The sequence below is a fragment of the Marinomonas rhodophyticola genome (genome assembly GCF_026113935.1).
In the GTDB taxonomy this organism is placed as follows: domain Bacteria; phylum Pseudomonadota; class Gammaproteobacteria; order Pseudomonadales; family Marinomonadaceae; genus Marinomonas; species Marinomonas rhodophyticola.
Genome location: NZ_JAPEUL010000001.1, coordinates 55721 through 76859, shown reverse-complemented (window position 1 = coordinate 76859; position 21139 = coordinate 55721). Strand labels below are relative to the sequence as shown.

Sequence of the window (21139 nt, the reverse complement as noted above, 5' to 3'; positions counted from 1 at the left end):
GAATGGGCGACTGGCTTCATGGAAGGCGTATTCATGACCGAAAGCCATTGGTTTGAGTCAGAAAAAGAAGAAGTTGTCGCCGAGCTTTTATTGCCGATTATGGTGGCGTCAGATTTGTTTGATGATGAAGAAGTTATGCAAATTAGGCAAAGCGAAAAATTGACAAACTCATGTATTGCTCAAATACCTGAAGTGGTTACTGATTTGTTCTTAGTATTACGCACTGAACCTGAAAAACGCCCGTTTCCAAAAGCTCAACCAAAAGCGCAGGGCAATAAGAACAAGAAAAAAAGCGCTAAGAAAAACTAATCACCTCCCTGCTTACACGGATTATTGTAGGCAGGCACTCCTTAAAGCGACAAGGGTAATATCATCAAGCTGGACCGATTCTCCTTGATATTCAGTGAGTTTCTTCTCTGTCATTTGCTGAGCTAATATCAAGTCTTTTTCAGCATATGAACTGGCAATAAGCGCCTTGACATTGTCGTCACCCAGCATCTCATTTTGATCGTTTTTTAGCTCTAAAACCCCATCAGAGACAATAATAAGCGTGTCTCCTAAATGCAATGTATTATGCTGTAAGTCCGCATCAAACTCCCCTAGTTGGAAGTATCCCAAGTGGCATGTGGTTTGAACACAGATAATCAAAGGTTCCGTTTTCACTGGCGGATGAAAGCATTTGGCATTCCCCCGCCCCAATAAGTGAACTCACCACTTGGTGTCATCAGGATCAAGTAGCCAGCACAAAACATGTAGTCCGGCAAAATACTAAATAAAATTTTATTAATTTTTATTGCTAACTGATTAATATCAATCAAATCATCCACGGCGTCAAAAAACGCCTGCATAACAGGTAATGCACCAATTGAAGCGGGTAGCCCATGCCCCGTAAAATCTCCAACAAATACAAGACGAGCCTCATCAGAACGAGTTTTTACTAAGGCTAAATCACCGTTAAAACTGGCCGCTGATAATCGTGTTATAGCAACTTGATCAGAATTATTTTCACTACGTGTTTGGATATGATCAAGAACATGATGAGCCATCTCATGCTCCCGTTCTATCATCGTTTGGTAATAAGTTAAGGCTTTGTTTTTTCTATACATTTCTTTCATTAGTTCGACATGTCTCATATGGGTTTTCAGTCGAATATTGAAAAGGACTTCATTGAAGGGTTTAGGAATAAAATCATCTGCGCCAGCTTTAAAGCACTTATCCATTACGGAGTCTGTAGTGTGAGATGCCAAAAAAATCATCGGCACAAAACGATTGCCCGAAAGGATTTTAAGCTGTTTCACCAATTCTAAACCACTTCCACCTTTGATAATAACATCGAGCGTTACCATGTCTGGTATATAGTCAATAAAGGCTGTGATGGCTTCATCGTAACTTGCCACGCTTTTCACCGTGACATGCTCTTTTTCTGCGCACAAAGAAATGATTTCGCGATAAACGGGCTTCACTGTCTACGCATAATAATTTCATTCATCTGACCTTTATTGAATATCAAAACGTTTATCGAAACGAGAAATCATTAAAATATTTTTAATGAAAGCATTGGCTCCTTTGAGCTGTATTTTACTATCTTGTTCGATGGCATTTCGCATGCTTAACAGCATACCAAGCGCGGCACTGTCTAAATACTCAACTGTACTCATGTCTATAACATAAAGAGCATAATGCTCAGCGAGGTTCGAGTACGCAGCTCGAAAATCATTAAATAATGAAAAATCAAAACTGCCAACAATCGCAATGGTTACCGTATCGTTGTCATTATTAATCGAAACTGAAATACTCATTAGTTGACCGAATTAAGGTTATTTACCTTATTCGCCTCCGTGGCATTTTGGCGATGAAGGAGCCAACGCATTGCGTTCGCTCCATTCTTTTGGTGAATACAGGTGCATAGCAAGAGCATGAATTTTCGTCATTTCGTCTTGCAAAACCCCATAAACAAGCTGATGGCGCTGAACCAATCTCTTCCCTTCAAATTCGTCACTTACTAGAACTAATTTAAAGTGTGACTCGCTTCCTGCTGGAACATTATGCATGTCGCTCTCATTTTCTAGCGACATATGATGCACAGCCAGTTTTTCATTGATGCGTTTTTCTATTTGATTTTGCACTAGCATAGAATTTCCTCTCATACTGGAACAGCGAGACTTTCCGACTGACCATTAAGGAGAACTTGCCCCTTCTCTTTTGGGTAAGCCACATCAATAGAAACTGCCCCACCTTCGCGCCATACGCTGATAATGGTATCCATGTTAGCAGCCATTACTGCACGCTTATCGTCTGGCGCAGCCGCAATCACTTGGAGGCCTATGTCTTTCATGAATCCCATACACGTTGATGTTTTAACCATATCAATCTTATTGAACGCTTCATCGAACATAGCTAACGAGAAACCACCCACAATTTCACCGTCCATTGTTTCATGTAAGCGATATGTCGTGGATAGTGCCGCGGCAATCGCCAGATAAAATGGGATTTGATGCTCACCACCCGAACCGGTTTGAATACGCTGACTCAGCGTGGTTTTCTTATTACCTTCAGCGTCTAAAATGTCCACTTCGAAGTTATAGAATTTACGATAATCTGCAAGGTCCTGCTGCTTTTCATCATCCGATATTAGTTCCTGAATGGAAGCAATCGCACGGATATGATCTGGATCATTGCTTAAATGTGGGTCAAATAATCCACCTACATTGGCTTGATCTTGTGCGCTGAAGCGCTCAACAAGATCCAGGATATCCTTCATATCACCATTCGGATAATAGCGAAATTGATAAATTTCTTGGTTAAAAGGACGACGTTTCAGGCTGTGATTAAGCTCACGAATAATGTGCGCTACCTGGTCAAGAGAGTCTTTCAACTTAGATACATAATCGGAACGGAAGGTTTCTTCTGCTTCTTTACGGGCCAACTCTGCCCGTTTAGCATATTTTGCCAATTCTGTTTCACTCAAAATATCAATTTGATAAGAGACATAATGCTCAAATTCTTCAAACTTAGACTCCAAGTAATCTAATTGCACATCATTGTCTAAGCTAGCATGATGGTATTTGCCGTAGTGATCCGCCACTTCTTTGCGAACTTTTTGATCAAAACTGCGGGCTTTTTCACTGGCTTTTTCTGCTCTACTTATCGCTTCTTTATATATCGCAGCACCGTTAACCATGCTGCTCTCCAATAAAGCATAACGCTCACTGGCAAATTCAGCATCGTATTTTGGATTGGACGTTAAACGATTTCGTTCTTCATCTAGTGCTGCTAAGGCAGAACTTAACTGACTTTTTTGTGTACTCAGTGCGCCAAATTGCTCCGCAATTTGCTGACGTTCTCGATCAAGTTTCTTACGCTCTAGTTCTACATTAGCGATACGTGATTTAAGCGCCTCAATACGCTCTTGAAGATCGGTGTCATCGTGCTTTTGTAGCTGAACAATTTCTACTTCAACTGACTCTAATTCTTGTGCTAAACGAGTCACAGCATGACTTGCGTTACCAATACTCTCGGCATCAAACTGATTGTTTGCCATCACACGACCAAGCAAAGAGTCTGCTTGTTCTAAGCGTTGATCCGCTTTAAGGAAATTCATTAGTTCATTACTTAAATTGGCAAGCTGTTTTTCACGAGATTCACGCATGCCTTCCGTATTAATGCCCACCATCATATGTGGGACAAAACGAATAGTCGAAATGGTTCCGGCCAATTTCAACATACCGTCGGCTGTCATGGCACTGTCTTCGCGTAATAACTCACGTTCAGTCTCGACAGGTTTAATACCGCCTAAACGGCGATTTAGATAAGCCTGAGCATGATCATTGTTGCAATGAATAAAGCGTAATGCAGAGTTATTATCACCACGATTTAACCAGAGTCTAGTTTGGGTAGTGTCGATCACTCGACATCCCATTAGTTGACGTCGATGGGCACGAAATATACGAATTGATTCCTCAGCGTCTTCAGGCTCTACAATCAATGCCTCACGCTGAGCACCAAGATAGCCCTCAATAGCATCTTGCCACTTCCTGTCTGTTACTTCAGCTAAGTGGCTCAACGGCGTGGCAGTAATGTTGGCGTCTTTCAATAAAGCGATTAAACGTTTTGTGTTTTGAGACAGTGGACTAATACCCCCTTTCAAAGAGGAAACATCAGACTCTAGTTGTTTGCACTCATCTTTTAGATTAAGTATGGTTCGATTTAACTCGGAACGTTGAGCAAACACCTGAGACTTCTCTCTGTCTAACATCTCATTAAGCACAACAAGCTTTTGCGTTAATGGTTTTAAGTTACCTTCTACTCGTCCATCTTCAGTAATTAAGCCATTAAAAACAGCGAACTCTTTAACAAGCGCATTGGTTTCTTTTGATAGCAAATCTTCAAAAGAACTCAGCGCAGACAGCAGTAGAGTCAATTGACGTACTTGTAAAATAGCCTTTTGATCTTGTTGACCTTGCAGTGTCAGTAGTTTCTTACTTTGCTCTAGCTGCTGCAATTTCAAACCAACATCAGAATGCTCATATTGTTGTTCAAAGCGGAGTAACTGCGCTTGTAGCTGTTTTAACAAACTACTTTGCGTGGCAAGTTCTTCTTCAATCTCTTCTTCGCGCTCTTTTTGGAGTCTCGTATTGATCTTGGATGTCATCTTGCTTACTGCCCAGCTCGTCAAAACGCGCTTCAGTGGCAATCCACTGATAATTGATGGCACTTTGTTCTTGCTGATGCTTTTTTTCACAATCTTGCTGAATCAGTTTTAGGTCATCAATACGCTTAGATACTTCAAGCGTCTTTGCCTCTAGATGACGATATTCATTCAAAGACTTCTGGTAGGCCCCAACCTGCAAGGGGCTTCTGCCAGAACGAAATCTTGCACAAAACGAGTTGGTGACGCAATTGGCACAAACTTCAAGGCGTTTTTGAAGTTTTTTAGGAAGCTGTCCAGTGTAATAAGATGATCTGGACTTGGGCTGAGTTCTTCAAGGTAACGATTAATGTATTGCGTTGCGGATGCACTGCCGGATTTGATGTAGGGGTCTAGGCACACCTTTTTCATCGTTTCTCGTACTTCAATCCAAGGTTTCGCCTTGTAGCTCTTACCTTCCATTGCGTCAATAAAATCCGTTTTTCTGGCACCAAAATTCGACAGTACAAAGCGACCTAGTACATCTTCTTCAGGGGCCGCTAGCGATGCACTCAACGCTAACCCCACAGTGGACTCTTTTCCTGTAATGCTGTCTTCAAATACCAGGGCAAGGTAACTGGTCGCATCTTGTCTAGGTTGAGTACCAAAGACTTTTGCATTGGCTTGACCTGAATCTATCATCCCTAATATATAAGAGCGAATACTGCGTCCGCTGGCTTTACCATCGTTTGCACTGGCGTTGTAATTTAGATGACGCTTACTGGCGCCCGTCAATACAGTTTGGATAGCATCAAGTAAAGACGATTTACCTGGATCCCGTGGGTCCAATAATGGCGGTATTACCACGAATGCTAATTTCTTCTGCACCAAGTAGGTACCAATTTACTAATACGATTCGATTTAACTTTTTCATATTTTGGCCCTAGTCTTGATTGGTTTCTTGCGTTGTTTCTGTTTCAGCATCTGAATCGGCCACGTCGTCTTCATCCGGATCGGTGCCATTAAATGACTCCAATTGCCTTAGGTACGCTTCGGTAACAATGAGTCTAACCACAGGCGTAATATTGACCATTTGATTTTTGCTGTCTTCTTCATAGGTTTTGCCACGAATAACGATTCCGTGCCGGCTGAATAATGCCAAGATATCCTTGAAGCGAGTCTCATTCGGAATTTCACGTTTAACCAACTGCACAAAGCGATCTAGAATCGTGTGGGTGTTAGTGGCAACAAAGCCATTATCGACTTCGAAATTCTCTATTTTTTCCTCGTAGATTTGGCGAAGAACAAGCAAAAATAGCGTCTCGTCGGTTTTCAAACGAACAAACGCCTCTTTTTGAATGGGTAAGACACCAGCAAGACGCTCATTTTCGTTAATGTAAAGCTTCATCCCCAGGGCATCAAATAGGTTATCGAAGTAATCCTGATAGGATTCTAAAAGCAAATAATGTTTACGTTGACCGTGCTTGTAGGCGCTGGCAAATTGGTTGGCAATCACGAAATTTGCTGTTTGTTGAAACTCTTGAGCATCTTTTCCGGACTCTTCAACCACTTTTTTTAATTCTCTAAGCATTACGCTTTGCTCCTACGTACGACAGTAAATTCCCGGCATTCGACAAAATCATGCACGTCTACATATTGATCGGTAAATTGGACTTCAAATAAGTCTTCTATTTTCTTCGCACTTACCCCCAAAGAGCCGACATAGCGTAAATGGTCAAAGCAAACAAAATCTTCAACGGATTCAATCGTAAAATCCAAAATATGCTTGCTATTCTCTGCTGCAATTTGCTCATCTAAGTAGCTCTGCATTTTGGGAATAGTGACCTGCCTAGCTTCATGGAAGCGACGCTGCTGATCACGCATTTTTATGGCATCAGCAGACACCTCTGAAGGTGTCATCACACGCGGTGGTGGCGGCTCTCGACGTTTCGTTGGTTGTGCCGCAGAAGCCATGCCAACAAAACGTGCACCAATCACTTCTTTTAAAACAGGTAATTTCTCGTATTTTGCTATATCAGTAATAATGCCAGCCACTTTGTTTGCCATGCCAGGTCTTGAGCTGTCCATGTATCGGGCGGTATCGGCTGCACGTTTTTCTAGACGGTAACGATATTCGTCGATGCGCTCTAGGCGTTGCTCTATGTTACTAAAGGTTTGGATGATGTCTCGGCAGTCTTTTTCTACCATAGCTTGCGCTTCTGCCATGGTAATTAACTGTTGGTCAACATAGCATTGCGCAACCTGTCCCATTGTTTCAGGATTGCCCAAAAACTCTTGAGTCAGTTCAAGGATTTGGCGTCTAAATCGAAATGGGTTGTTGCTGGTCTTAATGGTTTTGTAATCGGCAATCAATATCCCTTCTACAAACAAATCAAAGAATCCAGCCACGATTGCTTTCGGATCTCGACTGGCAAAAAGCTCTCTTTGCAAGCTCCGAATGCCCAGCAATATCTGATTCAAATGCGCAGAAAAATCCCTTGATGCCTCCGCAGACTGGCGTAATGTAACACCACGTTCTTTTGGATGCTTAGCGACAGATTCTAAATTACTCAGAATGCTTAAAACGGTCGCGCCATAATTACGTTTGCCATGGCGACTGATTTCAACTAGGGAGCGAAGCAACATAGAGATTTGCGGTGTCATTAGTACACTGACACGATACAACTCTTGTTCTTCCACCAGCCAGCCTGTATTGACTAAGCGATGGTAAATTCTTAGCGCGTAGTCATGAATTGTTTTTGGCGAGTCAAAGGACTCTTTTTGCTCATCATGCCAAGCAAGGGTATCTAATTTGTGAAGCGTATCTTCAATCGATTCGATAATCGTTGATTTGTCTTTTATTGGGTCTTCAGCATGGTCATAAAAAACCTCCGCCAAATCATTCAGTACTGCTTCAATTAATGCCCTATTTGAGCCGCTTAATGCCTGAAATATTTCATCAGGCAAGTGTCTAAATAGCATGCACTCGACTCCATAAAAGATCAAAAACTAATGGCATATTTAGACCTTGCCCAAATGATTGGCAATGACAGTCTGCATGGCATTTTTCACTAGCACATCATCGCCAATAGGTGGTAATAACTCTATTTGCAAATCATCAGACTGCAGCAATGCTATTTGCGCAGGCACGTCTTGTCGAAGATGACGTCCCACGGCTAAAAACAAAGGCAATACAGCAATGTGACGGACTTCTTTGCCCAATATATCTATCACATCTTCTAATGAAGGTGCGGTAAGCTCCATATAAGCTAAACTAACGTTGTTTTCGCCATACGCCTGAGCAACTTGCTGATAGAGTGATTCGAAGGGCTGTTTCCAAAGAGGGTCTGGGCTTCCATGTGCAAGAAGTATGATGTGATCGTATTCTTTGCGTAGCATTTTGATACCTAATGTTTCTCGATTCCTCCATTTTAGCCATCCTGTCTTAGAAAAAGAAGCTGCATATTAAAAAACCTTAAAATCTTCTGGCGAAATTGATAAAAAAACGCTCCTTCAAGTGAATTTGTGAAGTTATTGATCCTATTTCTTTTTTATGCGTAAACTAAGGACCATTGCAATCCACAGGATAAGGTAAATGAAGATTCTATTGTCTGGGGCAACAGGTTTTGTTGGTCAGTATTTAACTAAAGAGCTTCTTAAAAACGATCATCAGCTATACGCACTCGTGAAAAAGACGTCGGACACTCGCTTGGATCCAAGCATAGTTCAACTTACATTACCATTGTTACAAACACTGGATGAACAAATCGATGTGTTTATCAACTTAGCGGGCGAAAATATTGCTGCACGCCCTTGGACTGCAAAGCGTAAAGAAGCACTCTTTCAAAGCCGTGTTACTTTGACTAAGCAGGTGCGGTTGTCACTTAAGCATCCTGTCAAACGCCTCATATCCATGTCAGCTGTTGGATTTTATGGTATTTCTCGACATGGCACGTTTACTGAAGAAACCATGCCAAAACAAGGGTTTGCCCATGAGCTCTGTCGTGCTTGGGAAGAAGCGGCAAATGAGTTTATTGATGACGGAACCCAAGTGGTGATCTTTCGGTTAGGCGTCGTATTGGGAAACGGCGGCGCTTTGGAAAAAATGCGCCTACCTTTTTTATGTGGACTTGGAGGTCCGATTGCGGGCGGGCAGCAGTGGTTTTCTTGGATACACATTGCCGCTTCTTCCCAAGCACGACAGAGCTCATGGGCAAACCCTTGTTTTGGCATGGTTTCTTCAGTAAACGTGCCATGTCGAGAAATACCATAAAATCCAACAGCTGACATGGATATGAGGCGTTTGACAGGATGCTTAAGTGACAACCGCACCTGCTTAGTCAAAGTAACACGGCTTTGAAAGAGTGCTTCTTTACGCTTTGCAGTCCAAGGGCGTGCAGCAATATTTTCGCCCGCTAAGTTGATAAACACATCGATTTGTTCATCCAGTGTTTGTAACAATGGTAATGTAAGTTGAACTATGCTTGGATCCAAGCGAGTGTCCGACGTCTTTTTCACGAGTGCGTATAGCTGATGATCGTTTTTAAGAAGCTCTTTAGTTAAATACTGACCAACAAAACCTGTTGCCCCAGACAATAGAATCTTCATTTACCTTATCCTGTGGATTGCAATGGTCCTTAGTTTACGCATAAAAAAAGAAATAGGATCAATAACTTCACAAATTCACTTGAAGGAGCGTTTTTTTATCAATTTCGCCAGAAGATTTTAAGGTTTTTTAATATGCAGCTTCTTTTTCTAAGACAGGATGGCTAAAATGGAGGAATCGAGAAACATTAGGTATCAAAATGCTACGCAAAGAATACGATCACATCATACTTCTTGCACATGGAAGCCCAGACCCTCTTTGGAAACAGCCCTTCGAATCACTCTATCAGCAAGTTGCTCAGGCGTATGGCGAAAACAACGTTAGTTTAGCTTATATGGAGCTTACCGCACCTTCATTAGAAGATGTGATAGATATATTGGGCAAAGAAGTCCGTCACATTGCTGTATTGCCTTTGTTTTTAGCCGTGGGACGTCATCTTCGACAAGACGTGCCTGCGCAAATAGCATTGCTGCAGTCTGATGATTTGCAAATAGAGTTATTACCACCTATTGGCGATGATGTGCTAGTGAAAAATGCCATGCAGACTGTCATTGCCAATCATTTGGGTAAGGTCTAAATATGCCATTAGTTTTTGATCTTTTATGGAGTCGAGTGCATGCTATTTAGACACTTGCCTGATGAAATATTTCAGGCATTAAGCGGCTCAAATAGGGCATTAATTGAAGCAGTACTGAATGATTTGGCGGAGGTTTTTTATGACCATGCTGAAGACCCAATAAAAGACAAATCAACGATTATCGAATCGATTGAAGATACGCTTCACAAATTAGATACCCTTGCTTGGCATGATGAGCAAAAAGAGTCCTTTGACTCGCCAAAAACAATTCATGACTACGCGCTAAGAATTTACCATCGCTTAGTCAATACAGGCTGGCTGGTGGAAGAACAAGAGTTGTATCGTGTCAGTGTACTAATGACACCGCAAATCTCTATGTTGCTTCGCTCCCTAGTTGAAATCAGTCGCCATGGCAAACGTAATTATGGCGCGACCGTTTTAAGCATTCTGAGTAATTTAGAATCTGTCGCTAAGCATCCAAAAGAACGTGGTGTTACATTACGCCAGTCTGCGGAGGCATCAAGGGATTTTTCTGCGCATTTGAATCAGATATTGCTGGGCATTCGGAGCTTGCAAAGAGAGCTTTTTGCCAGTCGAGATCCGAAAGCAATCGTGGCTGGATTCTTTGATTTGTTTGTAGAAGGGATATTGATTGCCGATTACAAAACCATTAAGACCAGCAACAACCCATTTCGATTTAGACGCCAAATCCTTGAACTGACTCAAGAGTTTTTGGGCAATCCTGAAACAATGGGACAGGTTGCGCAATGCTATGTTGACCAACAGTTAATTACCATGGCAGAAGCGCAAGCTATGGTAGAAAAAGACTGCCGAGACATCATCCAAACCTTTAGTAACATAGAGCAACGCCTAGAGCGCATCGACGAATATCGTTACCGTCTAGAAAAACGTGCAGCCGATACCGCCCGATACATGGACAGCTCAAGACCTGGCATGGCAAACAAAGTGGCTGGCATTATTACTGATATAGCAAAATACGAGAAATTACCTGTTTTAAAAGAAGTGATTGGTGCACGTTTTGTTGGCATGGCTTCTGCGGCACAACCAACGAAACGTCGAGAGCCGCCACCACCGCGTGTGATGACACCTTCAGAGGTGTCTGCTGATGCCATAAAAATGCGTGATCAGCAGCGTCGCTTCCATGAAGCTAGGCAGGTCACTATTCCCAAAATGCAGAGCTACTTAGATGAGCAAATTGCAGCAGAGAATAGCAAGCATATTTTGGATTTTACGATTGAATCCGTTGAAGATTTTGTTTGCTTTGACCATTTACGCTATGTCGGCTCTTTGGGGGTAAGTGCGAAGAAAATAGAAGACTTATTTGAAGTCCAATTTACCGATCAATATGTAGACGTGCATGATTTTGTCGAATGCCGGGAATTTACTGTCGTACGTAGGAGCAAAGCGTAATGCTTAGAGAATTAAAAAAAGTGGTTGAAGAGTCCGGAAAAGATGCTCAAGAGTTTCAACAAACAGCAAATTTCGTGATTGCCAACCAATTTGCCAGCGCCTACAAGCACGGTCAACGTAAACATTATTTGCTTTTAGAATCCTATCAGGATTACTTCGATAACCTATTTGATGCCCTGGGGATGAAGCTTTACATTAACGAAAATGAGCGTCTTGCTGGTGTCTTACCCATTCAAAAAGAGGCGTTTGTTCGTTTGAAAACCGACGAGACGCTATTTTTGCTTGTTCTTCGCCAAATCTACGAGGAAAAAATAGAGAATTTCGAAGTCGATAATGGCTTTGTTGCCACTAACACCCACACGATTCTAGATCGCTTTGTGCAGTTGGTTAAACGTGAAATTCCGAATGAGACTCGCTTCAAGGATATCTTGGCATTATTCAGCCGGCACGGAATCGTTATTCGTGGCAAAACCTATGAAGAAGACAGCAAAAATCAAATGGTCAATATTACGCCTGTGGTTAGACTCATTGTTACCGAAGCGTACCTAAGGCAATTGGAGTCATTTAATGGCACCGATCCGGATGAAGACGACGTGGCCGATTCAGATGCTGAAACAGAAACAACGCAAGAAACCAATCAAGACTAGGGCCAAAATATGAAAAAGTTAAATCGAATCGTATTAGTAAATTGGTACCTACTTGGTGCAGAAGAAATTAGCATTCGTGGTAATACCGCCATTATTGGACCCACGGAGCCAGGTAAATCGTCTTTACTTGATGCTATCCAAACTGTATTGACGGGCGCCAGTAAGCGTCATCTAAATTACAACGCCAGTGCAAACGATGGTAAAGCCAGCGGACGCAGTATTCGCTCTTATATATTAGGGATGATAGATTCAGGTCAAGCCAATGCAAAAGTCTTTGGTACTCAACCTAGACAAGATGCGACCAGTTACCTTGCCCTGGTATTTGAAGACAGCATTACAGGAAAAGAGTCCACTGTGGGGTTAGCGTTGAGTGCATCGCTAGCGGCCCCTGAAGAAGATGTACTAGGTCGCTTTGTACTGTCGAATTTTGGTGCCAGAAAAACGGATTTTATTGACGCAATGGAAGGTAAGAGCTACAAGGCGAAACCTTGGATTGAAGTACGAGAAACGATGAAAAAGGTGTGCCTAGACCCCTACATCAAATCCGGCAGTGCATCCGCAACGCAATACATTAATCGTTACCTTGAAGAACTCAGCCCAAGTCCAGATCATCTTATTACACTGGACAGCTTCCTAAAAAACTTCAAAAACGCCTTGAAGTTTGTGCCAATTGCGTCACCAACTCGTTTTGTGCAAGATTTCGTTCTGGCAGAAGCCCCTTGCAGGTTGGGGCCTACCAGAAGTCTTTGAATGAATATCGTCATCTAGAGGCAAAGACGCTTGAAGTATCTAAGCGTATTGATGACCTAAAACTGATTCAGCAAGATTGTGAAAAAAAGCATCAGCAAGAACAAAGTGCCATCAATTATCAGTGGATTGCCACTGAAGCGCGTTTTGACGAGCTGGGCAGTAAGCAAGATGACATCCAAGATCAATACGAGCTCCAAAAAGAGCGCGAAGAAGAGATTGAAGAAGAACTTGCCACGCAAAGTAGTTTGTTAAAACAGCTACAAGCGCAGTTACTCCGCTTTGAACAACAATATGAGCATTCTGATGTTGGTTTGAAATTGCAGCAGCTAGAGCAAAGTAAGAAACTACTGACACTGCAAGGTCAACAAGATCAAAAGGCTATTTTACAAGTACGTCAATTGACTCTACTGCTGTCTGCGCTGAGTTCTTTTGAAGATTTGCTATCAAAAGAAACCAATGCGCTTGTTAAAGAGTTCGCTGTTTTTAATGGCTTAATTACTGAAGATGGACGAGTAGAAGGTAACTTAAAACCATTAACGCAAAAGCTTGTTGTGCTTAATGAGATGTTAGACAGAGAGAAGTCTCAGGTGTTTGCTCAACGTTCCGAGTTAAATCGAACCATACTTAATCTAAAAGATGAGTGCAAACAACTAGAGTCTGATGTTTCCTCTTTGAAAGGGGGTATTAGTCCACTGTCTCAAAACACAAAACGTTTAATCGCTTTATTGAAAGACGCCAACATTACTGCCACGCCGTTGAGCCACTTAGCTGAAGTAACAGACGGGAAGTGGCAAGATGCTATTGAGGGCTATCTTGGTGCTCAGCGTGAGGCATTGATTGTAGAGCCTGAAGACGCTGAGGAATCAATTCGTATATTTCGTGCCCATCGACGTCAACTAATGGGATGTCGAGTGATCGACACTACCCAAACTAGACTCTGGTTAAATCGTGGTGATAATAACTCTGCATTACGCTTTATTCATTGCAACAATGATCATGCTCAGGCTTATCTAAATCGCCGTTTAGGCGGTATTAAACCTGTCGAGACTGAACGTGAGTTATTACGCGAAGACAGTGCCATGACAGCCGACGGTATGTTGAAATTGGCCGGAACCATTTCGACTATTCGTTTTGTCCCACATATGATGGTGGGCATTAATACGGAAGGCATGCGTGAATCTCGTGAAAAACAGCTTGCCAATTTAAGTAATGAACTAATGAATTTCCTTAAAGCGGATCAACGCTTAGAACAAGCAGACTCTTTGCTTGGTCGTGTGATGGCAAACAATCAGTTTGATGCCGAGAGTATTGGTAACGCAAGTCATGCTGTGACTCGTTTAGCACAAGAATTAGAGTCAGTTGAAGTAGAAATTGTTCAGCTACAAAAGCACGATGACACCGATCTTCAAGAGCGTATTGAGGCGCTTAAATCACGTATCGCTAATGTAGAACTAGAGCGTAAGAAACTTGATCGAGAACGTCAGCAAATTGCGGAGCAATTTGGCGCACTGAGTACACAAAAAAGTCAGTTAAGTTCTGCCTTAGCAGCACTAGATGAAGAACGAAATCGTTTAACGTCCAATCCAAAATACGATGCTGAATTTGCCAGTGAGCGTTATGCTTTATTGGAGAGCAGCATGGTTAACGGTGCTGCGATATATAAAGAAGCGATAAGTAGAGCAGAAAAAGCCAGTGAAAAAGCCCGCAGTTTTGATCAAAAAGTTCGCAAAGAAGTGGCGGATCACTACGGCAAATACCATCATGCTAGCTTAGACAATGATGTGCAATTAGATTACTTGGAGTCTAAGTTTGAAGAATTTGAGCATTATGTCTCTTATCAAATTGATATTTTGAGTGAAACAGAATTGGCAAAATATGCTAAACGGGCAGAGTTGGCCCGTAAAGAAGCAGAAGAAACCTTCCGTTCCGATTATGTATCTAAGTTGAAAGACTCTCTTGACCAGGTAGCGCACATTATTCGTGAGCTTAATCACAGCCTGAAACGTCGTCCTTTTAACCAAGAAATTTATCAATTTCGCTATTATCCGAATGGTGATATGAAGGATATCCTGGATCTTGTTGAGCGCTTCAGCGCACAAGATCAAGCCAATGTAGGTGGATTATTTGACCCACATTTAAGCAATGATCCAGATCATATCCGTGCGATTGCTTCCATTCAGGAACTAATATCGGATGATGAAAAGCAGCAGGACCTTGCAGATTATCGTAAATTCTATAACTTCGAAGTGGACATTTTAGACGCTGAAGGTAATAAGAAAACCACGCTGAGTCAGCGTATTCAAACCGGTTCGGGTGGTGAGCATCAAATCCCATTTTATCTGGCGATTGCCGCGGCACTATCCACGACATATCGCTTACATGAAACAATGGACGGTGAAATTGTGGGTGGTTTCTCGTTAGCTATGTTCGATGAAGCGTTCAATAAGATTGATATGGTTAAAACATCAACGTGTATGGGATTCATGAAAGACATAGGCCTCCAAGTGATTGCGGCTGCGCCAGACGATAAGCGTGCAGTAATGGCTGCTAACATGGATACCATTATCAGCGTATGGCGCGAAGGTGGGGCAGTTTCTATTGATGTGGCTTACCCAAAAGAGAAGGGGCAAGTTCTCCTTAATGGTCAGTCGGAAAGTCTCGCTGTTCCAGTATGAGAGGAAATTCTATGCTAGTGCAAAATCAAATAGAAAAACGCATCAATGAAAAACTGGCTGTGCATCATATGTCGCTAGAAAATGAGAGCGACATGCATAATGTTCCAGCAGGAAGCGAGTCACACTTTAAATTAGTTCTAGTAAGTGACGAATTTGAAGGGAAGAGATTGGTTCAGCGCCATCAGCTTGTTTATGGGGTTTTGCAAGACGAAATGACGAAAATTCATGCTCTTGCTATGCACCTGTATTCACCAAAAGAATGGAGCGAACGCAATGCGTTGGCTCCTTCATCGCCAAAATGCCACGGAGGCGAATAAGGTAAATAACCTTAATTCGGTCAACTAATGAGTATTTCAGTTTCGATTAATAATGACAACGATACGGTAACCATTGCGATTGTTGGCAGTTTTGATTTTTCATTATTTAATGATTTTCGAGCTGCGTACTCGAACCTCGCTGAGCATTATGCTCTTTATGTTATAGACATGAGTACAGTTGAGTATTTAGACAGTGCCGCGCTTGGTATGCTGTTAAGCATGCGAAATGCCATCGAACAAGATAGTAAAATACAGCTCAAAGGAGCCAATGCTTTCATTAAAAATATTTTAATGATTTCTCGTTTCGATAAACGTTTTGATATTCAATAAAGGTCAGATGAATGAAATTATTATGCGTAGACAGTGGCGCCCGTTTATCGCGAAATCATTTCTTTGTGCGCAGAAAAAGAGCATGTCACGGTGAAAAGCGTGGCAAGTTACGATGAAGCCATCACAGCCTTTATTGACTATATACCAGACATGGTAACGCTCGATGTTATTATCAAAGGTGGAAGTGGTTTAGAATTGGTGAAACAGCTTAAAATCCTTTCGGGCAATCGTTTTGTGCCGATGATTTTTTTGGCATCTCACACTACAGACTCCGTAATGGATAAGTGCTTTAAAGCTGGCGCAGATGATTTTATTCCTAAACCCTTCAATGAAGTCCTTTTCAATATTCGACTGAAAACCCATATGAGACATGTCGAACTAATGAAAGAAATGTATAGAAAAAACAAAGCCTTAACTTATTACCAAACGATGATAGAACGGGAGCATGAGATGGCTCATCATGTTCTTGATCATATCCAAACACGTAGTGAAAATAATTCTGATCAAGTTGCTATAACACGATTATCAGCGGCCAGTTTTAACGGTGATTTAGCCTTAGTAAAAACTCGTTCTGATGAGGCTCGTCTTGTATTTGTTGGAGATTTTACGGGGCATGGGCTACCCGCTTCAATTGGTGCATTACCTGTTATGCAGGCGTTTTTTGACGCCGTGGATGATTTGATTGATATTAATCAGTTAGCAATAAAAATTAATAAAATTTTATTTAGTATTTTGCCGGACTACATGTTTTGTGCTGGCTACTTGATCCTGATGACACCAAGTGGTGAGTTCACTTATTGGGGCGGGGGAATGCCAAATGCTTTCATCCGCCAGGAAAACGGAACCTTTGATTATCTGTGTTCAAACCACATGCCACTTGGGATACTTCCAACTAGGGAGTTTGATGCGGACTTACAGCATAATACATTGCATTTAGGAGACACGCTTATTATTGTCTCTGATGGGGTTTTAGAGCTAAAAAACGATCAAAATGAGATGCTGGGTGACGACAATGTCAAGGCGCTTATTGCCAGTTCATATGCTGAAAAAGACTTGATATTAGCTCAGCAAATGACAGAGAAGAAACTCACTGAATATCAAGGAGAATCGGTCCAGCTTGATGATATTACCCTTGTCGCTTTAAGGAGTGCCTGCCTACAATAATCCGTGTAAGCAGGGAGGTGATTAGTTTTTCTTAGCGCTTTTTTTCTTGTTCTTATTGCCCTGCGCTTTTGGTTGAGCTTTTGGAAACGGGCGTTTTTCAGGTTCAGTGCGTAATACTAAGAACAAATCAGTAACCACTTCAGGTATTTGAGCAATACATGAGTTTGTCAATTTTTCGCTTTGCCTAATTTGCATAACTTCTTCATCATCAAACAAATCTGACGCCACCATAATCGGCAATAAAAGCTCGGCGACAACTTCTTCTTTTTCTGACTCAAACCAATGGCTTTCGGTCATGAATACGCCTTCCATGAAGCCAGTCGCCCATTCCTGTAATTCACTTAATTCTTCCGGAGAAGAACCCATTTCAAGCTCACAGGGCACCATGAAACCTTCTTCGGATTCTAGTTCAATTTGAATATCAATAAAAAGTCGGGAGAGATATTGAAGTATTTGTTTCTCTTGTTTTTCATTGTCAAATTTGGGAGTCTCTTCAAAAATAACTGGCAGCCATTTTTCTTCGGCTGTCAAAACTGGACAAATAGATAACGCTGTTAAAAAGCCATGCGCCATAACAAAGTTCTGACATTCTTCATGAACTTGATCTGACTCCAAAAAATCTTCTAACGTCTCTAACTCAAGATCATCAAGAGGTTGGTGTGCCATTTAGATGTTTCCTTAATGCAAATTAAGTGTTTGATTCTAGCGAAAAGAAGAAGAAAAATCGATGCACAAAGTGCTGCGTTAAGAGATAATTACGAAATGAACTTAAAGACACAAACTCTTTTACGCCTAGGTCACAGCGAGTATCGCCCTTTGCAAGAACAGGCGATTGATGCGCTATGCTCAGGGCAAGACGTTTTACTTGCCGCTCCCACAGGTGGTGGTAAATCTTTAGTATACCAAGCCGCTGGTCTGATTAGATCCGGTGTCGCCATCATTGTCAGCCCCTTGTTGTCCCTTATGTCACAACAAGTAGAAGAATTGAACGCAAAGGGCATTCGTGCCAAATTCCTGAACTCTACTTTGAACTCAGGTGAGCAAGACGACCTTGTTTGGGCGTTACGTCATCATCATATTGATTTACTGTATCTCTCCCCAGAAAAACTAGTGCAAGCTTCCGTTATTGGCTTTTTGCACAGTATAGATATTTCTTTATTTGCCATTGATGAAGCACATTGCATTTCACAATGGGGGGATTTTTTCCGCCCTGAATACAGTCAACTTGGTCAGCTTAAAGCATTTTTTCCTCATGTACCTATTATCGCTTTAACCGGAACCGTAGATCAAAAAACTATCATAACAATTCAAGAATCATTACAACTTATTGACTGCTTAGTATTAAAAAGCAGTTTTGATCGAGCTAACATAAAGCTTCAGATTGCTCAAAAACGTAAAGCCAAACAGCAAATATTGTATTTTTTACACCATGAAGTTCCTGGTGAGTCAGGCATTATTTATTGTCGTTCAAGAAAAAAGACCGACGAGCTATCAAACTGGCTACGTGGTTTAGGCTTGCCAAGTTTGAGCTATCATGCAGCTATGACCGACGAAGAGAAACAAGCAAATCACGCTGTTTTCATAAAACAATATGGCACGATTATGGTGGCGACCACTGCTTACGGCATGGGAATCGATATTGCGCATGTTAGGTTTGTCATCCATTTAGATTTACCAAGCAGTCCAGAAGCTTATTTTCAAGAAGTGGGAAGAGCAGGACGAGATGGAAAACCCGCTAAATCGCTATTGCTTTATGGTTTGCAAGATATGCTTCAAGCCCAACAATTGGCCGCTCTTAACCCTATGGCATCAGAAAGAGAAATACAGCATTTAGGAAGTTTATTTCGTATTTTAGAGGGGCGAGGATGTCGGCGACAAAACTTGTTATCTCATTTTGATGAGGAAATTCCCGCTTGCCAGTATTGTGACCGATGCTTGACCAATCGATCTGAGCAAAACATGTCAACAGCCAGTCAAAAACTGTTGTCGCTAGTCTATCATACGAAAGGTTTGCAGCCATTTTCCCTGCTTATTCAAGTTTTATTGGGCAAAAAAAGCAAATCCGTTTCTGCTATTAAAGGGGAATCTTTACCATTATTTGGTAAAGGCAAGGAGCTTAATGAGGCCCAATGGAAGTCGGTTATTCGATATCTCATAGCATACGAATATATCTCCGTGGGGACGACAAGCTTCTTTACATTATGTATCAATGAAAAAGCCCGGGCTGTGCTGCAAGGTAAAGTGCAAATTATTATTCCTGCAGAATATTATTATCCTGTACTGTCAGAAGATGTACTGAAATCAGAGAGCACTAACTGGCATAAGATTCTGGCGTGGAAATACGCAGACGCTAATATAACGTTAAGTGACACTCAGCTTAGGTTGATCAGTCTACATAAACCGACTTCGGTGGCGTCTCTAAGCCGCTTAACCGGATTACCAAAAGAAAGTGTCGCTGTTTTTGCCGAATCGCTGATGAAAGTCATTCATGAAACTGACTCAGGTAGAGCTTCATATAGTATGTACTTGAGTGCAAGACAAACAACATCAAGTGACGAAATCGATGCACTCCAGCATGTTTCTGAACAAGCTAAACAATGTTTCGCTACAGCTGATGCTTTTTTGGCACGACATTTAAACGGTCTGTATGTAATTTTAAACAAAGAGGCAAAGCGGCTGGTACGGCGCACTTGCAAAAAAACGAGCTACGTTTTAACTATTTTATGTATCAACAGAATCCAACTGAGTTTTTAAACAGTGTGGTTCCACACGAAGTAGCGCACATGGTGGTCTATCAAATTTACGGCAATAGCGTAAAACCGCATGGTAAAGAATGGCAAGCGGTTATGTTTAAGGTTTTTGGTATCCGACCAAACAGGACGCATACTTTTGATGTTCCTCCACAAAAAAACAGCTATGAATATTATTGTGCTTGTCAAAAGCATCATTTTAGCAAGCAACGCCATACTAGGAATTTCAAAAAGGAACAGAGTACATTTGTAAAAAATGTCATTGCTCTTTGAAATTTCTAAGTAAAAAAATACCCTTACATCGTAACTAAATTGAGTGAAAATAGCGTTTTTTCATACAATTGACCTTAAGTCATCCATTTTTGATGCGATGACATCATCCTTATAGTAAGATAAGCGCGTTTTATTCACAGCGTATATATGATGGATTTATCTAATCGACCTAAAGAAAAGTTGGAGCTAAATAAACTCCAAAAACGCCTTCGTAGATTAACAGGCCAAGCCATTGCCGATTTCAATATGATTGAAGATGGTGACAAGGTAATGGTGTGCTTATCTGGGGGCAAAGACTCTTATACTATGCTTGAGATTTTACGTAATCTACAGGCTAGTGCTCCAATAAAGTTCAGCATTGTTGCTGTAAACTTGGACCAGAAGCAACCAGGCTTTCCAGAGCATATCTTACCTGCTTATTTGGAAGAGCTGGGGGTGGATTTTCATATCTTAGAGCGTGACACTTACAGTATCGTCAAAGAAATCGTACCAGAAGGTAAAACAACGTGCGGTTTGTGCTCTCGTTTGCGCCGTGGTTCACTTTATGGCTTTGCTGAAGAAATTGGTGCGACTAAAATAGCATTGGGCCACCATAGAGACGATATTCTTGAAACATTATTTTTAAATATGTTTTTTGGTGGTAAATTGAAATCAATGCCTCCGAAGCTATTGAGTGATGACGGAAAGCATATCGTGATTCGACCTTTGGCTTACTGTAAAGAATCTGATATAGAAGCGTTTGCTCACATGAAGGAATATCCCATTATTCCTTGCAACCTTTGTGGCTCTCAAGAAAATCTTCAAAGACAAGTTGTCAAAGACATGTTACAAAAATGGGAAAAAGAATTTCCAGGAAGAATTGAGACCATGTTCTCTGCTTTACAAAATGTAGTTCCATCTCACTTAGCAGATACTGAATTGTTTGACTTTAAGGGGTTAAAGCAGTCGCCAGCGGCCTTTGACCGATTAAATATTATTTCATTATAGGATAA

The 21139-nt window shown here is 41.5% G+C and carries 19 protein-coding genes and 3 pseudogenes; 12 read left to right on the top strand and 10 right to left on the bottom strand.

Annotated features, from left to right (window positions below; translation table 11 throughout):
* A partial coding sequence (locus ONZ52_RS00480) for a YecA family protein (RefSeq protein WP_265216693.1) occupies positions 1–309 on the top strand: 309 nt, incomplete at its 5' end.
* A gap of 21 nt (positions 310–330) precedes the next feature.
* Here ONZ52_RS00480 and ONZ52_RS00475 read toward each other — a convergent pair.
* From ONZ52_RS00475 to ONZ52_RS00430, 8 genes and pseudogenes are all read right to left on the bottom strand, one after another.
* Positions 331–663, bottom strand: coding sequence for a serine/threonine-protein phosphatase (locus ONZ52_RS00475; protein WP_265216692.1), 333 nt, complete (start codon positions 661–663; stop codon positions 331–333).
* A complete protein-coding gene (locus tag ONZ52_RS00470) occupies positions 660–1463 on the bottom strand; it encodes a response regulator (RefSeq protein WP_265216691.1) in 804 nt (267 codons plus the stop codon). The genes ONZ52_RS00475 and ONZ52_RS00470 overlap by 4 nt, the downstream gene beginning before the upstream one ends.
* A 33-nt stretch (positions 1464–1496) precedes the next feature.
* A complete protein-coding gene (locus ONZ52_RS00465; RefSeq protein ID WP_265216681.1) occupies positions 1497–1799 on the bottom strand; it encodes an STAS domain-containing protein in 303 nt (100 codons plus the stop codon).
* Between the two features lie 27 nt (positions 1800–1826).
* Complete coding sequence (locus tag ONZ52_RS00460; protein ID WP_265216682.1) at positions 1827–2132, bottom strand: BolA family protein; 306 nt, start codon at positions 2130–2132, stop codon at positions 1827–1829.
* Positions 2133–2143: 11 nt separating this feature from the next.
* A pseudogene (locus ONZ52_RS00455) lies at positions 2144–5561 on the bottom strand (SbcC/MukB-like Walker B domain-containing protein).
* 9 nt (positions 5562–5570) lie between these two features.
* The gene (locus ONZ52_RS00440; RefSeq protein WP_265216685.1) at positions 5571–6218 is read right to left on the bottom strand and encodes a DUF4194 domain-containing protein; all 648 of its coding nucleotides are present in this window, start codon (positions 6216–6218) and stop codon (positions 5571–5573) included.
* The gene (locus tag ONZ52_RS00435) at positions 6218–7609 is read right to left on the bottom strand and encodes a Wadjet anti-phage system protein JetA family protein (RefSeq protein ID WP_265216686.1); all 1392 of its coding nucleotides are present in this window, start codon (positions 7607–7609) and stop codon (positions 6218–6220) included. Before ONZ52_RS00435 ends, ONZ52_RS00440 begins: the two co-directional genes overlap by 1 nt.
* Positions 7610–7648: 39 nt before the next feature.
* A complete protein-coding gene (locus ONZ52_RS00430) occupies positions 7649–8026 on the bottom strand; it encodes a sirohydrochlorin chelatase (RefSeq protein WP_111608219.1) in 378 nt (125 codons plus the stop codon).
* A 196-nt stretch (positions 8027–8222) separates the two neighbouring features.
* Between ONZ52_RS00430 and ONZ52_RS00425 the strand changes: the two genes are divergently transcribed.
* Positions 8223–8900, top strand: a complete 678-nt coding sequence (locus tag ONZ52_RS00425; RefSeq protein ID WP_265216687.1) for an NAD-dependent epimerase/dehydratase family protein — start codon at positions 8223–8225, stop codon at positions 8898–8900.
* A 17-nt stretch (positions 8901–8917) separates the two neighbouring features.
* On the opposite strand, the pseudogene ONZ52_RS00420 reads toward ONZ52_RS00425, so the two are convergent.
* Positions 8918–9235, bottom strand: a pseudogene (locus tag ONZ52_RS00420) (NAD-dependent epimerase/dehydratase family protein); the annotation flags it as partial.
* 197 nt (positions 9236–9432) lie between these two features.
* On the opposite strand from ONZ52_RS00420, the gene ONZ52_RS00415 reads away from it, so the two are divergent.
* The 7 genes and pseudogenes from ONZ52_RS00415 to ONZ52_RS00380 all read left to right on the top strand — a co-directional run bounded on the left by ONZ52_RS00415 (position 9433) and on the right by ONZ52_RS00380 (position 17124).
* A complete protein-coding gene (locus ONZ52_RS00415) occupies positions 9433–9810 on the top strand; it encodes a sirohydrochlorin chelatase (protein WP_111608219.1) in 378 nt (125 codons plus the stop codon).
* Positions 9811–9849: 39 nt separating this feature from the next.
* Complete coding sequence (locus ONZ52_RS00410; protein ID WP_265216686.1) at positions 9850–11241, top strand: Wadjet anti-phage system protein JetA family protein; 1392 nt, start codon at positions 9850–9852, stop codon at positions 11239–11241.
* Positions 11241–11888, top strand: a complete 648-nt coding sequence (locus tag ONZ52_RS00405; RefSeq protein WP_265216685.1) for a DUF4194 domain-containing protein — start codon at positions 11241–11243, stop codon at positions 11886–11888. The genes ONZ52_RS00410 and ONZ52_RS00405 overlap by 1 nt, the downstream gene beginning before the upstream one ends.
* A gap of 9 nt (positions 11889–11897) precedes the next feature.
* Positions 11898–15313, top strand: a pseudogene (locus tag ONZ52_RS00395) (SbcC/MukB-like Walker B domain-containing protein).
* A gap of 11 nt (positions 15314–15324) precedes the next feature.
* The gene (locus tag ONZ52_RS00390; protein WP_265216682.1) at positions 15325–15630 is read left to right on the top strand and encodes a BolA family protein; all 306 of its coding nucleotides are present in this window, start codon (positions 15325–15327) and stop codon (positions 15628–15630) included.
* Positions 15631–15657: 27 nt separating this feature from the next.
* Complete coding sequence (locus ONZ52_RS00385) at positions 15658–15960, top strand: STAS domain-containing protein (protein ID WP_265216681.1); 303 nt, start codon at positions 15658–15660, stop codon at positions 15958–15960.
* Between the two features lie 33 nt (positions 15961–15993).
* Positions 15994–17124, top strand: coding sequence for a SpoIIE family protein phosphatase (locus ONZ52_RS00380; RefSeq protein WP_265216680.1), 1131 nt, complete (start codon positions 15994–15996; stop codon positions 17122–17124).
* 21 nt (positions 17125–17145) lie between these two features.
* Here ONZ52_RS00380 and ONZ52_RS00375 read toward each other — a convergent pair whose 3' ends face one another.
* Positions 17146–17790, bottom strand: a complete 645-nt coding sequence (locus ONZ52_RS00375; RefSeq protein ID WP_265216679.1) for a YecA family protein — start codon at positions 17788–17790, stop codon at positions 17146–17148.
* A gap of 15 nt (positions 17791–17805) precedes the next feature.
* On the opposite strand from ONZ52_RS00375, the gene ONZ52_RS00370 reads away from it, so the two are divergent.
* The 3 genes from ONZ52_RS00370 (at position 17806) to ttcA (ending at position 21134) form a co-directional block, all read left to right on the top strand.
* Complete coding sequence (locus ONZ52_RS00370) at positions 17806–19878, top strand: RecQ family ATP-dependent DNA helicase (protein WP_265216677.1); 2073 nt, start codon at positions 17806–17808, stop codon at positions 19876–19878.
* Positions 19815–20147: a SprT-like domain-containing protein gene (locus ONZ52_RS00365; protein ID WP_265216676.1), complete on the top strand. Its 333-nt coding sequence runs from the start codon at positions 19815–19817 to the stop codon at positions 20145–20147. The genes ONZ52_RS00370 and ONZ52_RS00365 overlap by 64 nt, the downstream gene beginning before the upstream one ends.
* Before the next feature lie 147 nt (positions 20148–20294).
* A complete protein-coding gene (gene ttcA, locus ONZ52_RS00360; protein ID WP_265216675.1) occupies positions 20295–21134 on the top strand; it encodes a tRNA 2-thiocytidine(32) synthetase TtcA in 840 nt (279 codons plus the stop codon).
* Positions 21135–21139 lie beyond the last annotated feature (5 nt).